Raw genomic sequence first — 14,418 nt, forward strand, 5'->3', positions numbered from 1 at the left:
GGCTTCCGGCTACCGCTCGGCCATCGGCGAGTCCTGGGGCGCCTCGCGCGGGGCGTCCGCACGCGCCGCGTCGTGGGGCGTGGCCGCGGGAGCCGACACCTGGGCGGGCGGCGTCCCGTGGACAGGGACGATCAGCTGGTCCGCGGGGGCCGCCTCGGTCGTCGAGGGGTCCTCGGCGCCGGCCATCGGGACGTGCGCCGCGGCGAGGCGCTCGCGGACCGCCTTGCGCAGCGCCCGGGAGATCTCGCCCTGCATCGAGGCCTGCGTCTTGACGCTGACCTTGAGCACGAGCTCCTCGGGGCTCATGGACTCGATGCCGGACACGGTCGGCTGCTCCAGGAGGTAGGTCCCCAGGACGGGGTCGGCGGCGACCTCCGCGCCCGCCTCGCGCAGGCACCGCTGGACCTCGTCGAGGTCCGCGAAGTACGCGACGTGCACCTCGGCCGAGGCCCGGCCCCACTCCTGCGACTTGTTGCCCGTGCGCAGGATCTCGCCGTTGCGGATGTACCAGAGGGTGCCGTCGCCGTCACGGACCTTGGTCACGCGCAGCGCGACCTCCTCGACCGTCCCGGACACGACCCCGAAGTCGACCGAGTCGCCCACGCCGTACTGGTCCTCGAGCAGCATGAACGTGCCGGACAGGAAGTCCTTGACGAGGCTCTGGGCGCCGAACCCGAGCGCGACGCCCACGATCCCCGCCGAGGCGAGGAACGGCGCGATGTTCATGCCGAGCTCGGTGAGGACCATGAGCACGATGGTCGTCCCGACCAGGATGTTGGCGGTCGAGCGCAGGACCGACCCGATCGTCCGGGCCCGCTGAGCGCGGCGTGCGCTCGCGAGCGGGTTGGCGCGCACCAGGATGGTGCCCATGGGCGACTCGGAGAGGCCCTTGAGGCCCTTCATGCCGCGCCGCTCGGTGATCGGGGTGCCGTCCGCGATGTGCTCGGTGACGTTGCCGATGATGCGCCGGACCACGGCGAGCGCGATCGAGCCGATCGCGATGATGAGGATGATCCGGAGGGGAGCACCGAGGAACCACTCGAGCCAGACGTTGGCCTGGTCTGCGATCTTGTCAGTGACGTCGTCGAGGGGGGTCGGGGTCGGTGATGCCATCCCGGCAGGCTACCGGTCCTCGCAGGGCGCCCGACGGCGTCGCGCACCCCGCGTGACGAGCCTCACCAGGAGAGCATGGGCGGGGTCTGCGCAGACGCCGTGAGGGACCTGCGACGGGACGCCACGGGTGCGGGTGGGGGCGTGGCCCGGCGGCCGGCGCGGCGCCGCGCCGGGCCGAAGGTCTGCCGAGCGGGTCGTGCTCTGGCAGGATCGCCTCGTGAGCGCTCTCCAACATGTCACGGCCGACGTGCCCGAACCGCTGGTCCAGCTGGCCGCGGTCCACGGAGTGGCGCCCGACTTCTGGGGGTTCGACGGGGAACGTCGCCCCGTGAGCGCACAGACGCTCGTCGCGGTGCTCGAGGCGCTCGGGGTGCCCGCCTCGTCCCCCGAGAAGGTCGCCGTGAGCCTCGAGCACTCCGAGGACGACACGTGGCGCCAGATGCTGCCGCCCACGGTCGTGGTCCGGCAGGGCGTCGGCGCACGCTTCCCCGTGCACGTCACGGACGGCGCGCAGGTCGAGGTGTGGGTCGAGCTCGAGCCTCCCGAGGCGCCGGGCTACCGGTCGACGGCCCCCGCGGTGCGCGAACGGCGCGACCTGCCGCAGGTCGACGACTACGTCGAGCCTCGCACGGTCGACGGGCGCGCCGTGGGCCGAGCGACCTTCGCCGTCCCCGAGGACCTGCCCCTGGGGTGGCACGAGATCCACGCGACGAGCGACGGCACGCAGTCCCGCGCGACGCTCGTCGTGACGCCGCAGCGCCTGGAGCTCCCTGATCCCCTGCGCTCAGGAGGCCGCGCCTGGGGCCTCATGACGCAGCTCTACTCGGTGCGCTCGCGCGCCTCGTGGGGCGTCGGGGACCTGGCGGACCTCGCCGACCTCGCATGGCTCGGCGCGCACCGGGCCGGTGCGGACTTCGTGCTCGTGAACCCCCTGGCCGCGGCCGAGCCACGAACCCCCATGACGCCCTCGCCCTACCTGCCCACGAGCAGGCGCTTCGTCAACCCGCTGTACATCCGCGTCGAGGACGTGCGCGAGACGGGCTATCTCACGGCGGCCGACAGGTCGCTCGTCGAGTGGGCCTTCGACCCCGTCCGCGACCTCAGCTCCGACCCCGGGCCGATCGACCGCGACGCCGCGTGGGAGGCCAAGAAGGCTGCGCTCGAGGTCGTGTTCGCCGCGCCGCGCTCGACGGCCCGGCAGGCGGCGCTCGACGCGTTCCGCGCCGAGCAGGGCAAGGGGCTCGAGGACTTCGCGACGTGGTGCGCGCTCGCCGACCACTTCGGTGACCAGGACTGGCCGCCGTACGCGCTCGACCCGTCCTCTCCCGGGGTGGCGGCGCTGCGCGAGCAGCTCGACGACCAGGTCGACTTCTACTGCTGGCTCCAGTGGGTCGCGGACGAGCAGCTCGAGGTCGCGCAGCGCACGGCCCGCGAGGCCGGCATGTCGATCGGCGTCATGCACGACCTCGCGGTGGGCGTGCACCCGCACGGCGCGGACGCGTGGGCGCACCGCGGCGTGCTCGCCGGGGGCGTGACGGTCGGCGCGCCGCCCGACATGTACAACCAGCAGGGCCAGAACTGGTCGCAGCCGCCGTGGCACCCGCAGGCGCTCGCCAAGGCCGGCTACGCGCCGTACCGGGACCTGCTGCGCACCGTGCTGCGGCACGCGGGCGCGATCCGGGTCGACCACATCATCGGGCTGTTCCGGCTCTGGTGGATCCCGGGAGCGGCGCGCGCCGACGCGGGAGCCTACGTCCGCTACGACCACGAGGCGCTGATCGGGATCCTGTGCCTCGAGGCGCAGCGCGCCGGGGCGGTCGTGATCGGCGAGGACCTCGGGGTGTTCGAGCCTTGGGTCCGTGACTACCTGACCGAGCGCGGCATCCTCGGCACCTCGGTGCTGTGGTTCGAGAAGGGGGAGGGCGGGCGCCCGCTGCCTCCCGAGGCGTACCGTCGGCTCGCGCTCGCCACGATCACGACCCACGACCTGCCGCCGACCGCCGGATACCTCGCGGGCGAGCACGTGGACCTGCGCGAACGGCTCGGCCTGCTGACCGAGCCCGCGTACGTGGTCCGCCGTGAGGCGCGCGAGGAGCGCGACACGATGGTCGGCCTGCTCGTCGAGCGCGGGCTCGTGGGCGAGGACCCGTCGGAGCGGGAGCTCGTCGAGGCCCTGCACGTGCTGGTCACCCAGTCGCCCGCGGTACTCCTCGGGGTCTCGCTCGCGGACGCCGTGGGGGAGCGACGCACGCAGAACCAGCCCGGCACGGACCAGGAGTACCCCAACTGGAAGGTGCCGCTGGGCGATCCGTCCGGCAACGTGGTGCTGCTCGAGGACCTGTTCGACAACGCCCGGCTGCTCTCGCTCGCGAAGGTCATGCGCGAGGCGCTGTCCTGATCCTGTCGCCGGGGTAGAGGCCTGCCGTCGAGACAGAGGGTTCCGGCCCTCTACGTCGACGTGATCCCGCTACCTCGTGCAGGCGCCGGGAACGACGGACGCCGGGGTGGAGGGACCTTCCCCTCCACCCCGGCGTCCTGTCGTCAGCGGTGCGTCAGCCTCAGACGTCCGCAGCCTGCGCTGCGAGCGCCCGCTCGACGCCTGCGAGGTTCTCGACGACCAGGCGGCGCAGCGCGGGGGCCGCGTCGGTGTGGGAGTCGAGCCAGGCCTGGGTCGCGTCGCGCAGCTCGGCGTTCGCGAGCGGCGCGGGGTAGAGCCCCACGACGAGCGTCTCGGCGATGTGGTAGCTCCGCTCGGCCCACAGCGTGGTGAGCGAGGCGAAGTACTTCTCGACGAGCGGGGCCAGCACGGCCGGGTCGTTGACGTGCTGGAACCCCTGCGTCGTGGCGCGCACGATCGCGTTGGGCGCCTCGTCCGAGTCCACGAGCGACGCGAACGCGGCGAGCTTGGCGTCGGTCGTCGGGGCCGTCGCGGTCGCACGTGCGGCCGACTGCTGGCCCGTGGCCGTGTGGTCCTGGGCGAGCGCGGCGTCGACCTCGGCCTGGTCCGCACGGCCCAGGAGGACGAGGCCCTCGAGGATCTCCCAGCGCAGGTCGGTGTCGATCTCGAGGCCCTCGAGCGTCACGGCCCCGTCGAGCAGCCCGCGCAGCGCGTCGGCGTGGGCCGGCGTCGAGGCCAGGTGCGCGAAGAACTTCACGAACTGGAACTGCGCGTCGGTGCCGGCCTGGGCCGACTGGGCCAGGCGCCACAGCTCGTCGCCGACGACCGCGAGCGTCGCGGCCTGCTTGCCCGGCGTCACGTAGGACTTCGCCGCGAGCGCGAGCTGGTTGAGCGTGGTGCGGATCGTCGTGGACTCGGTCTCGCGGGCGATGTTGCCGAGGACCAGGCGCACGTACTCGCCTGCCGGGGTCTCGCCGTCGCGCGTCGCGTCCCAGACCGAGCCCCACACGAGCGAGCGGGCGAGCGGGTCCGTGATGTCCGCGAGGTGCTCGATCGCGACCTCGAGCGAGGACTCGTCGAGACGGATCTTGGCGTACGCCAGGTCGTCGTCGTTGAGCAGCACGAGCTGCGGTCGGTCGAGCCCTGCGAGCTCGGGGACCTCGGTGCGGACGCCGTCGACGTCGATCTCGACGCGGTGCTCGCGCACCAGGTTGCCGCCGACCACGTTGTAGAAGCCGATCGCGAGGCGGTGCGGGCGGATCGTCGGGTAGTCGGCCGGGGCCTCCTGGAGCACCGAGAACGACACGATGCGGTGGTGCGCGTCGAGCTCGATCTCAGGGCGCAGGGTGTTGACGCCCGCGGTCTCGAGCCACAGCCGCGACCACGAGCCGAGCTCGCGCCCGCTCGTGGCCTCGAGCTCGGTGAGCAGGTCGCTCAGCTCGGTGTTCTTGTACTCGTGCTTCTTGAAGTACTGGGCCACGCCGGCCATGAACGCGTCGATGCCGACCCAGGCGACGAGCTGCTTGAGGACCGAGCCGCCCTTGGCGTAGGTGATGCCGTCGAAGTTGACCTGCACGTCCTCGAGGTCGTTGATCGTCGCGACGATCGGGTGCGTCGAGGGGAGCTGGTCCTGGCGGTACGCCCAGGACTTCTCCATGGCCGCGAACGTCGTCCAGGCCTCGTGCCACTCGGTGGCCTCGGCGGTCGCGAGCGTCGAGGCCCACTCGGCGAAGGACTCGTTGAGCCACAGGTCGTTCCACCACTTCATGGTGACCAGGTCGCCGAACCACATGTGCGCGAGCTCGTGCAGGATCGTCACGACGCGGCGTTCCTTGATCGCGTCGGTCACCTTGGAGCGGAAGACGTACGTCTCGGTGAACGTCACGGCGCCCGCGTTCTCCATGGCCCCGGCGTTGAACTCGGGCACGAAGAGCTGGTCGTACTTGGCGAACGGGTACGGGTAGTCGAACTTCTCCTCGAAGAACGCGAAGCCCTGGCGGGTCTTCTCGAAGATGTAGTCGGCGTCCAGGTGCGGCGCGAGGGACTTGCGTGCGAACACGCCGAGCGGGATCACGCGTCCGTCCGACGACGTGAGCTCGGAACGCTCGACCACGTAGGGGCCCGCCACGATCGCGGTGATGTAGGTCGAGATGACCTGCGTGGGCTCGAACGCCCAGGTCGAGGCCTCGACCGTGGAGTCGGTCGCGTGGGTCGCGGGGACGGGCGCCGGCGTCGGGGAGTTCGACACGACCTGCCAGGCGGACGGCGCGGTGACCGTGAACTGGAACGTGGCCTTGAGGTCGGGCTGCTCGAACGCGGCGAACACGCGGCGCGAGTCGGGGACCTCGAACTGGCTGTACAGGTAGACCTCGCCGTCGACCGGGTCGACGAAGCGGTGCAGGCCCTCGCCCGAGTTGGTGTACGCGGCGTCCGCGACGACGCGGAGCTCGTTCTCGGCGGCAAGGCCCGACAGCTGGATGCGGGAGTCCGCGAAGACCTGCGCGACGTCGAGAGCCTCACCGTTGAGGGTGATCTCGTGGACCGTCGGTGCGATCAGGTCGATGAAGGTGCTCGCCCCGGGGGTCGCGGCGAACCGCACCACCGTGGTCGAGCCGAACGTCGTGGGTCCGGTCGTGAGGTCGAGCGCGACCTCGTAGGAACGGACGGTGACGACACCAGCGCGCTCGGCGGCTTCGGCGCGGGTGAGGTTCTCTCCGGGCACAACATCTCCTCAGTACGGATCGGGCTGGCCGGTAGGCCACGACGATTCTCCCACGCGGCGACCGGCCGGTCGCGGACTTTGCGCAGCATGCCTGGCCTGCAGGAATGACCGGGGCACGGGCGACGTTGAGTGCTCGGGGAGCAGGTACGTCCTGCCCTCGCGAGACCTTCGACCCACCGAGGAGACCTGACCACGTGACTGCTGTGACGACGTCGGACATCGCTGACGACCTGCGCGAGACCGACGCCCCCGTGCGTACCGCCGACTTCTGGTTCGACCCCCTGTGTCCCTGGGCGTGGATGACGAGCCGGTGGATGGACGAGGTCTCCACGGTCCGCGACGTGAGCGTGCGCTGGCACGTCATGAGCCTGTCGGTCCTCAACGAGGGTCGCGAGCTGCCCGAGAAGTACCGGGACCTCATGGAGCGCGGCTGGGGTCCGGTCCGTGTCGTGATCGCGGCGCAGCAGGAGCACGGCGACGAGGTCGTCAAGCCGCTCTACGACGCGATCGGCACGCGCCTGCACCCCGATGGGCGCAGCGACTTCGACGCGGTGATCGCCGAGGCGCTCGCCGAGGTCGGCCTCCCTGCGTCGCTCGCCGAGCACGCGACGAGCGACCGCTACGACGCCGAGCTGCGCGCCTCGCACGCCGAGGGCATCTCGCGCGTGGGCGAGGACGTGGGGACGCCCGTCGTCGCGTTCGGCGACGTCGCGTTCTTCGGTCCGGTCGTGACTCCCGCGCCCAAGGGCGAGGACGCTGGACGACTGTGGGACGGGGTCGTCCTGGTCGCCTCGACGCCCGGCTTCTTCGAGCTCAAGCGCACGCGCACGCAGGGCCCGGTCTTCGACTGACGGACCCTCCCGCCCGACGGCGCGTCCCCGGCCCGGGCCGGAGGCGCGCCGTCGTCGTTGCTCGGTCGGGGCGGGCGCCTCGGCCGACGTGGAAGGATCGCGGCATGGCCTCCTGGAAGCAGTTCGTCGACGACGCCCCCGATCTCGCCGCGCGGGTGCGCGCCCGCTTCGAGGCGACCTCGCAGCACGTCCTCGCGACGCGGACGCTCACCGGCTCGCCCCGGGTCAGCGGCACCGAGGTCGGCTTCGCCGGGGACGAGGCGTGGATCGGCTCGGCGTCGCGCTCGGGCAAATCGATGGACCTGCGGCTCGACCCGCGGTTCGTGCTGCACTCCAACCCGGGCGACGGGTCGATGACCAGCGGGGACGTGAAGATCGACGGCACCGCCCGCGGTTCCTCGGCCGACGACGCGCTCCGCATCGGGGCGGCCGGGGCGGAGGGCCCAGGCGAGTCCTTCCGGCTGTTCTGGATCGACCTCGCACGCGTCGCGCTGACGACTGTCGACGGCGAGAGCGTCCGGACCGAGACCTGGCGGCCTGGGACCGGGGTCCACGTTCACGAGCAGGTGCGCTGACCCGCCCCGAGCAGGGGACAGGAGTCCGGAACGCCGACCTCGCATGGGGTGCATAGGGGACTCATCGGACAGGGGTGCGGTTCGACCGACGCAGGATCGTCGTGCCATGCTGCGTACTTCTGCCCCGAAACTGCGGGGTCCAGTCCCCTGAGGAGCTGTGATGTCCGGCAACGCCCCCGTGCCTCCGCCGCCCCCGCACTCCGAGCCTGCCCAGCGCCCGCCGGCCTTCCAGCCGGCGGCGCAGCAGCCCGTGACGTACCCGAACCCTCCGTCGCCCGACCAGCAGGCCACGGCGTACCAGCCCGCACAACCGTCGTACGGCGACGGTCAGGCGACGGCCTACCAGGCGCCCGTGCCCGCTGCGCAGCCGCCGGCCTACCAGCAGCCGCCGGCCCAGCCCGGCTATGGCCAGGACCAGCAGGCCACGGCGTACCAGCCCGCGCAGCCGTCGTACGGCGACGGTCAGGCGACGGCCTACCAGGCGCCCGTGTCCGCTGCGCAGCCGCCGGCCTACCAGCAGCCGCCGGCCCAGCCGGGCTACGGCCAGGACCAGCAGGCGACGGCGTACCAGCCCGCGCAGCCCGTCGCCCCCGCGGCCCAGCCGGTCTACGAGCAGCAGCCCGCGTACCAGCCGCCCCCGCCCGCGTTCGCCCCAGGCTCGGGCCAAGCCGCCCAGCAGGCCGCCTACCAGGCCCAGGTCGCCTACCAGCCGCAGCAGGCGGCTCCCCAGCAACAGGCGTACGCACCTCAGCCGGCCGCGCAGCCCTACCAGCCGACCTACGCCGAGCAGGCGCAGCCGGCAGGACCCGCGCAGCCCCCGGCACGGCCGAAGGGCCCGGGGAAGGGCGGCGGCTCGGGTGGTGGCCGTCGGCTCAGCCCTGGCTGGATCGCGTTCATCGCGGTCGACGTCGTCCTCGTCGCGATCGTCATCGCGTTCGCGATCAGCCTGGCGGGCGGCGGCGAGGACCCGGCGACGCCCGAGGGGCAGGGCACGGTCGCAGAGGCGCCCGCGGCGACCCCCGAGGCCCCGGCCGAGGACGCCCCGGTCGCGGTCACGGGCGAGACCGTCACGACGCCCAGCAAGAACATCACCTGCACGATCGGTGACCAGGGCATCTCGTGCGGGATCGCCGAGCTCGCGTCGCAGCCCGCACCCGTCGAGGGGTGCAAGGGCACCACGGGCTACCTCGTGACCCTCACCGCAGACGGGGTCGACATCCCGTGCGTCCCGGCCGCCGCCCAGCCGCAGAAGGCCGGCGACGACGTGGCCGTGCTCGAGTACGACCAGACCAAGACGGTCGGGACCTACACGTGCACGAGCTCCAAGACCGGCATGCGCTGCACGGACAGCGAGACCGGCAAGGGGTTCAACGTGGCCAAGGCCGGGCTGTCCTCCTTCTGACGCCAACCGCCCGGGTGCGTGACGCACCCGGGCGAGCGGCGCCGTCGGGCCGGAGCAGCCGCGGCGCACGCCCCGGCACCGCGACGCACGCTGCCCCGGTCCCCCGACGGGGACCGGGGCAGCGCCCGTCAGGGGAGGTCACCAGATGCGGACGCGCTCCTCCGGGGCGAGGTACAGCGCGTCGGACTCCGTCACGCCGTACGCCTCGTAGAACTCGTCCACGTTGCGGACCACGCCGTTGCAGCGGAACTCGTTGGGCGAGTGCGGGTCCGTCGCGAGACGGCGCACGACCTCCTCGTCACGGCCCTTCGACTGCCACACCTGGGCCCAGCCGAGGAACACGCGCTCGATGCCCGTGAGGCCGTCGATCACGGGCGCCTCCGACAACGGCCGGCCCAGCGCGATGCGGTACGCCTTGAGCGCGATCGACAGCCCGCCCAGGTCGCCGATGTTCTCGCCGATCGTCAGCGCGCCGTTGACGTGCGGGCCGTCCGCGGGCAGCTGGACCGGGCGGAACGCGTCGTACTGGGCGATGAGCGCCTTGGTGCGGATCTCGAACTCGGCCCGGTCCTCGGGCGTCCACCAGTCCTCGAGGCGGCCGTCGCCGTCGTACTTGGAGCCCTGGTCGTCGAAACCGTGGCCGATCTCGTGGCCGATCACGGCCCCGATCCCGCCGTAGTTGACCGCGTCCTCGGCCTCGGGGTCGAAGAACGGAGGCTGGAGGATCGCGGCCGGGAAGACGATCTCGTTCATGCCCGGGTTGTAGTACGCGTTGACCGTCTGCGGGGTCATGAACCACTCGTCGCGGTCGAGCGGCTTGCCGATCTTGCCGAGCTCGCGGTCCTGGTCGAACGCGTTCGAGCGGCGCACGTTGCCCAGCAGGTCGTCGGCCTCGACCACGAGGGCCGAGTAGTCGCGCCACTTGACCGGGTACCCGATCTTGGGCGTGAAGGCCTCGAGCTTCGCGAGCGCCTTGACCTTGGTCTCCTCCGTCATCCAGTCGAGCCCCAGGATCGACTCGCGGTAGGCCGCGACGAGGTAGGCGACCAGCTCCTCCATGCGGGCCTTGTGGGCCGGCGGGAAGTGCCGCTCGACGTACACCGCACCCACGGCCTCGCCCAGCGCGCCCTCGACGAGCGAGACGCCGCGCTTCCAGCGCTCGCGGACCTCCTGCGCCCCGGAGAGCGTACGGCCGTAGAAGTCGAAGTTCGCCTCGACCAGCTCGTCCGTGAGGTACGGTGCGCGCGCCGAGACCAGGTGGTAGACGGCCCACAGCTTCCAGTCCTCGAGCGGCACCGACTGCCACAGCTCGGCGAACCCGGTCGCGAAGCCCGGCTCGCGGACCACGAGGTGGTCGAGCGACCCCTCGGGCGCCCCCAGGGCCAGGACCCACGCGTGCCAGTCGAAGCCCGGCGCGGACCCGGCGAGGGCACCCAGCGTCATGGGGTTGTATGTGAGGTCGGCGTCGCGGTCGCGCACCACGTCCCAGTGGTGGGCTGCGAGCTGCGTCTCGAGCGCGAGCACGCGCTCGGCGGCCTCCTGGGGCGTCGCGCCCCACGTGTCCGCGGTGACGCCCGCGAGCGTCAGCATGCGCGCGACGTGCGGGACGTACTTGGCGCGCACCTCGGCGTACTGCTCCTCGTGGTAGTACGCCTCGTCGGGCAGGCCCAGGCCGCCCTGGTACAGGTACGCGACGTACTGCTCGGGGTCCTTGGCGTCGTTGTCGACCCAGAACCCGAACGCGCCGGCCCCGCCCGTGCGCTGGAGCGCGCCGAGCGCGCCCGTCAGCTCGGCCTGGGTCGTCGCGGCCGCGAGCAGCGCGAGGTCCGGGGCGAGCGGGGTCACGCCGCGCGCCTCGATCGTGCCGGTGTCCATGAAGCTCGCGAAGAGCGCACCGATCTGGGCCTGGACGCCCGTGGCGTCGCCCGCCTCGACCGCGGCCGCGGCATCCTTGATGATCTCGCGCACGTGCTCCTCGGCCTGGTCGTGCAGCGCGCGGAACGAGCCGTCCATCGAGCGGTCGGCCGGGATCTCGTGCGAGTCGATCCACCTGCCGTTGACGTGCCGGTACAGGTCGTCCTGCGGGCGGACGGCCGGGTCGATCGCGGACAGGTCGATGCCGGAGGTCACCGTTCGCGCAGTGCCGGCGGCGCCCGCCGTGCGACCCGCGACGTGTGGTGTGGTCTGTGTCATGCGTCTCAGGTTATGCGAGCGCGAACGCATCCGGGGCGTCCATCGGGGATGATGGGGGCCATGCGCGTTCACATTGCAGCGGACCACGCGGGGTACGAGCTCAAGGCTCACCTCGTCACGCACCTCAAGAGCTCGGGCCACGACGTCGTGGACCACGGCGCCCACGAGTACGACGCCCTCGACGACTACCCGTCGTTCTGCATCGCGGCCGGCGAGGCCGTCGTCGCGGAGCCCGGGAGCCTCGGCGTCGTGATCGGCGGCTCGGGCAACGGCGAGCAGATCGCCGCCAACAAGGTCGACGGCGTGCGCGCCGCCCTGGCCTGGAACCTCGACACCGCGAAGCTGGCCCGTCAGCACAACGACGCCAACGTCATCTCGGTCGGCGGGCGCCAGCACACGGTCGAGGAGGCCACGTCGTTCATCGACGCGTTCCTCGCCGAGCCGTTCAGCGGCGACGCGCGCCACCAGCGTCGCATCGACCAGCTGGCCGCCTACGAGGCTTCGCGCCACCAGGCGTGAGGTCCGACTTCTCCGTGGCCGGCGTGCGCGGGCTGTCGGCGACTTCCCGCGTGCGCGGGGTGTACGGCGCGACCCGTGCCTGAGGGCCACACCGTCCACCGCCTCGCGCGGACGTTCGGCGAGCTCTTCGCGGGCCAGGTCCTGGCGGTCTCGAGCCCGCAGGGCCGGTTCGAGGCGGGCGCGGCGCTGCTCGACGGATCACGTCTGGTCGCCTCGCGCGCCTGGGGCAAGCAGCTCTTCCTGGGCTTCGCCGACGCGTCCGCACACCCGGGTCCGGGCGGTGCGCCCACTGTCCCGCCCGACGACGAGCTGCGCTGGCTCCGCGTCCACCTGGGCCTCTACGGGGCCTGGACGTTCGCGGGGGACGGGAGCTCCGCCGTCGTGCACGCGATCGGTGCGCCCCGCAAGCGCATCGGCGAGCGCGACTCGATCCCCGCCGGTCCGCTCGCGTCGCTCGCCTCACCGGGCGAGGACGGGTGGACCCCTCCGCCGCCCCGCGGGGCCGTGCGCGCGCGGCTGGTCGGCGACCACGCGGTCGCGGACCTGACCGGTCCCACGGCGTGCGAGGTCGTGTCCGCCGACGAGGTGCGCGCGGTCGAGGCGCGGCTCGGACCCGACCCGATCCGCGACGACCCGCCCCCCGCGGGCGGCCCCGACCGCTTCGTGGCGGCCGTGCGACGCTCGCGCACGAGCGTGGGGCAGCTCCTCATGAACCAGGACGTCGTCGCGGGGGTGGGCAACATCTACCGCGCCGAGGCGCTCTTCCGCGCGGGTCTCGACCCGCTCGCCGCGGGCCGCGACGTGCCCGCCGAGACGCTGCGGGCGATCTGGGAGGACCTGGTCGTCCTCATGCGTGAGGGGGCCGCGACGGGCGCGATCGTCACCACCCGCCCGGAGGACCGCCTGCCCGACGGCGCCACGCACCCGCGCCCAGCTCCTGGTCCCGGGGCCCCTCGTCAGCAGGTGCGCCAGAACACCGACGGATCGGCCGGGGTGGTGCCCGCCGACCAGGCGTTCTACGTCTACCACCGCGACGGGCTGCCCTGCCGGGTGTGCGGCACGCCCGTGCTCATGAAGGACCTCGCGGGCCGCAAGCTCTACTGGTGCCCGACGTGCCAGCGGTGACCCGAGGCCTCGCCGACCGCTGAGCCGGTCCTCTCCTGGCCGTCGAGTGCATGGTTCGGCTGCGACACGCCCGGCGTGTCGCAGCCGAACCATGCACTCGACGTGGGGTCGGTCAGAACACCCAGCTCGACACGGGCGCCACGGGCCACCCGAACGCCGCGGCGGCGGCTCCCAGCGTGCCCGGCCGGTGCTCGGTGACGAGCCCGGCCGTCGCGAGCGCGGCGAGCGAGACTCCGCCCAGGAACACCGAGCCCAGCTCGCGCACGTCGAGCGACAGGTCGGCCGGGTCGTCGGTGCGCTCGCACGCCGCCTCGCCGAACGCCGTGGCGCGCAGCCGCCAGTGGCCCGAGTTGTCCGGGACGCGCTCGTCGCTCACGTGCAGGACGACGTCGACGTCCCCGGCGTACCGGCGTCCGGCGAGGGCCACGGGGACGTCGAGCACACGGACCCACAGGTTGTCGGCCACGCGCCCGGCCGCGGCGCGCGGGTTGACCAGGAGGTGGGTGATGGCGTCGTCGACCGGGATCATGAACGGCTCGATCTCGCTCGTGAGGTCGAGGTCCGTCAGCACGCCCCACAGGGCCCGGGCGGCAGCGGCGTCGAGCGCGACGACCTCGCCCGTGCTGACCGTGCCGCGCGGGCCCGTGGTCTCCCACGCGACCTTGCGGCGGAAGGTCGCGTAGCCGCGGGGCTCGCCGTCGCGCTCGACGACCACGATGCGCTCGGACTCGCGGCCCCGGCGGAACACGGCCGGGTCCGACCACCACGACTCCTGCAGCTCGGGCGTCTCGCGCGTGACCCAGCCGGGCCGGTTGATCCCCGTGCCGTGACCGCCCGGGTCGGCCCCGGCAGCGCGGTGCAGGGTGTCGACGAGCTCCCCGTGCCGCGCGCGGTCGGCCTTCTCGATGCGGACCGTGTGCTCGTCGGCGCCCGCGACGTCGCGCAGGGCTGCACCCCGGGGGATGGTCAGGCGCAGGTCCTGCGCGGCCTGCCCGTAGCCGAAGCGTCCGTAGATCGGGGCCTCGGCCGCGAAGAGTGCCGAGACCGGCTCGCCCGCGGCCCTGGCCTGCTCGAAGTGGACGTCGATCATGGCGCTGAGGATGCCCCGGCGACGGTGCTGCGGATGCACGCCCACCCAGGTCAGGCCGCTCACCGGAAGCGTCCCGCCCGGCACCGGGAACTGGGAGAACGGGTACGAGGAGTGCATGGCCGCGAGCTCGCTCACGGTCGGGACCGCGCCGTCGAGCGGGACGGCGTCGGCGTCCTGGTGCTCGCTCACCACGCCGAACGTCCGCGACCAGGTCAGGGGCAGCGGGAGGTCGACCTGCTCGTCGAGGTCGACCTCGGAGGGGAAGGCCCACGTGTCCACGTCGAGGAGCGCGCGCTTGTCGGCCCCGGTGAGCGGCGCGATGCGGTAGCCGGCGGGCAGGGGACGGCGGGAGGGGGTGGTCATGCCCTCATCATCAGGGCGTGCGGGGCGAGCGTGCCAGGGGAATTGTCGGGGGGAAGCGCCGGGTACG

General features: G+C 72.9%; 10 protein-coding genes. 6 read left to right on the forward strand and 4 right to left on the reverse strand.

The genetic code is table 11. The features are described 5' to 3' along the window. Window positions 1–9: 9 nt before the first annotated feature. Entirely contained in the window at window positions 10–1,113 is a 1,104-nt protein-coding gene (locus ASE27_RS08210) for a mechanosensitive ion channel family protein (RefSeq protein ID WP_056648567.1), read from the reverse strand. Between the two features lie 217 nt (window positions 1,114–1,330). On the opposite strand from ASE27_RS08210, the gene malQ reads away from it, so the two are divergent. Continuing rightward, window positions 1,331–3,511: a 4-alpha-glucanotransferase gene (gene malQ / locus ASE27_RS08215; RefSeq protein WP_056648984.1), complete on the forward strand. Its 2,181-nt coding sequence runs from the start codon at window positions 1,331–1,333 to the stop codon at window positions 3,509–3,511. A gap of 160 nt (window positions 3,512–3,671) precedes the next feature. Here malQ and pepN read toward each other — a convergent pair whose 3' ends face one another. Then, complete coding sequence (gene pepN / locus ASE27_RS08220; RefSeq protein ID WP_056648569.1) at window positions 3,672–6,233, reverse strand: aminopeptidase N; 2,562 nt, start codon at window positions 6,231–6,233, stop codon at window positions 3,672–3,674. Window positions 6,234–6,427: 194 nt separating this feature from the next. Between pepN and ASE27_RS08225 the strand changes: the two genes are divergently transcribed. The 3 genes from ASE27_RS08225 to ASE27_RS20870 all read left to right on the forward strand — a co-directional run bounded on the left by ASE27_RS08225 (window position 6,428) and on the right by ASE27_RS20870 (window position 9,061). Further along, the gene (locus ASE27_RS08225; protein WP_369819001.1) at window positions 6,428–7,084 is read left to right on the forward strand and encodes a disulfide bond formation protein DsbA; all 657 of its coding nucleotides are present in this window, start codon (window positions 6,428–6,430) and stop codon (window positions 7,082–7,084) included. Between the two features lie 104 nt (window positions 7,085–7,188). Beyond that, window positions 7,189–7,659: a hypothetical protein gene (locus ASE27_RS08230; RefSeq protein ID WP_056648571.1), complete on the forward strand. Its 471-nt coding sequence runs from the start codon at window positions 7,189–7,191 to the stop codon at window positions 7,657–7,659. Between the two features lie 160 nt (window positions 7,660–7,819). Beyond that, entirely contained in the window at window positions 7,820–9,061 is a 1,242-nt protein-coding gene (locus tag ASE27_RS20870) for a hypothetical protein (RefSeq protein ID WP_056648573.1), read from the forward strand. Window positions 9,062–9,199: 138 nt separating this feature from the next. On the opposite strand, the gene ASE27_RS08240 is transcribed toward ASE27_RS20870, so the two are convergent. Next, window positions 9,200–11,254 carry a M13 family metallopeptidase gene (locus ASE27_RS08240; protein WP_082608696.1) on the reverse strand — a complete coding sequence of 685 codons (2,055 nt, stop codon included), beginning with the start codon at window positions 11,252–11,254 and terminating at the stop codon, window positions 9,200–9,202. A gap of 60 nt (window positions 11,255–11,314) precedes the next feature. On the opposite strand from ASE27_RS08240, the gene ASE27_RS08245 reads away from it, so the two are divergent. Next, on the forward strand, window positions 11,315–11,773 hold the full coding sequence (locus ASE27_RS08245) for a ribose-5-phosphate isomerase (RefSeq protein ID WP_056648578.1): 459 nt from the start codon (window positions 11,315–11,317) through the stop codon (window positions 11,771–11,773). 75 nt (window positions 11,774–11,848) lie between these two features. Next, window positions 11,849–12,898 carry an Fpg/Nei family DNA glycosylase gene (locus ASE27_RS08250; RefSeq protein ID WP_056648580.1) on the forward strand — a complete coding sequence of 350 codons (1,050 nt, stop codon included), beginning with the start codon at window positions 11,849–11,851 and terminating at the stop codon, window positions 12,896–12,898. A gap of 112 nt (window positions 12,899–13,010) precedes the next feature. Here the strand turns inward: ASE27_RS08250 and eis are convergent, their stop codons facing one another. Next, the gene (gene eis / locus ASE27_RS08255; RefSeq protein ID WP_056648582.1) at window positions 13,011–14,351 is read right to left on the reverse strand and encodes an enhanced intracellular survival protein Eis; all 1,341 of its coding nucleotides are present in this window, start codon (window positions 14,349–14,351) and stop codon (window positions 13,011–13,013) included. Between the last annotated feature and the right edge of the window lie 67 nt (window positions 14,352–14,418).

The organism is Oerskovia sp. Root918, from assembly GCF_001428945.1.
Taxonomy (GTDB): domain Bacteria; phylum Actinomycetota; class Actinomycetes; order Actinomycetales; family Cellulomonadaceae; genus Oerskovia; species Oerskovia enterophila.

Bases quoted from the DNA above. Each gene is read 5' to 3' on its own strand.
- ASE27_RS08210 (WP_056648567.1), bottom strand. From the start codon at position 1,113: ATGGCATCACCGACCCCGACCCCCCTCGACGACGTCACTGACAAGATC.
- ASE27_RS08240 (WP_082608696.1), bottom strand. From the start codon at position 11,254: ATGACACAGACCACACCACACGTCGCGGGTCGCACGGCGGGCGCCGCC.
- ASE27_RS08245 (WP_056648578.1), top strand. From the start codon at position 11,315: ATGCGCGTTCACATTGCAGCGGACCACGCGGGGTACGAGCTCAAGGCT.
- eis (WP_056648582.1), bottom strand. From the start codon at position 14,351: ATGACCACCCCCTCCCGCCGTCCCCTGCCCGCCGGCTACCGCATCGCG.
- ASE27_RS20870 (WP_056648573.1), top strand. From the start codon at position 7,820: ATGTCCGGCAACGCCCCCGTGCCTCCGCCGCCCCCGCACTCCGAGCCT.
- ASE27_RS08230 (WP_056648571.1), top strand. From the start codon at position 7,189: ATGGCCTCCTGGAAGCAGTTCGTCGACGACGCCCCCGATCTCGCCGCG.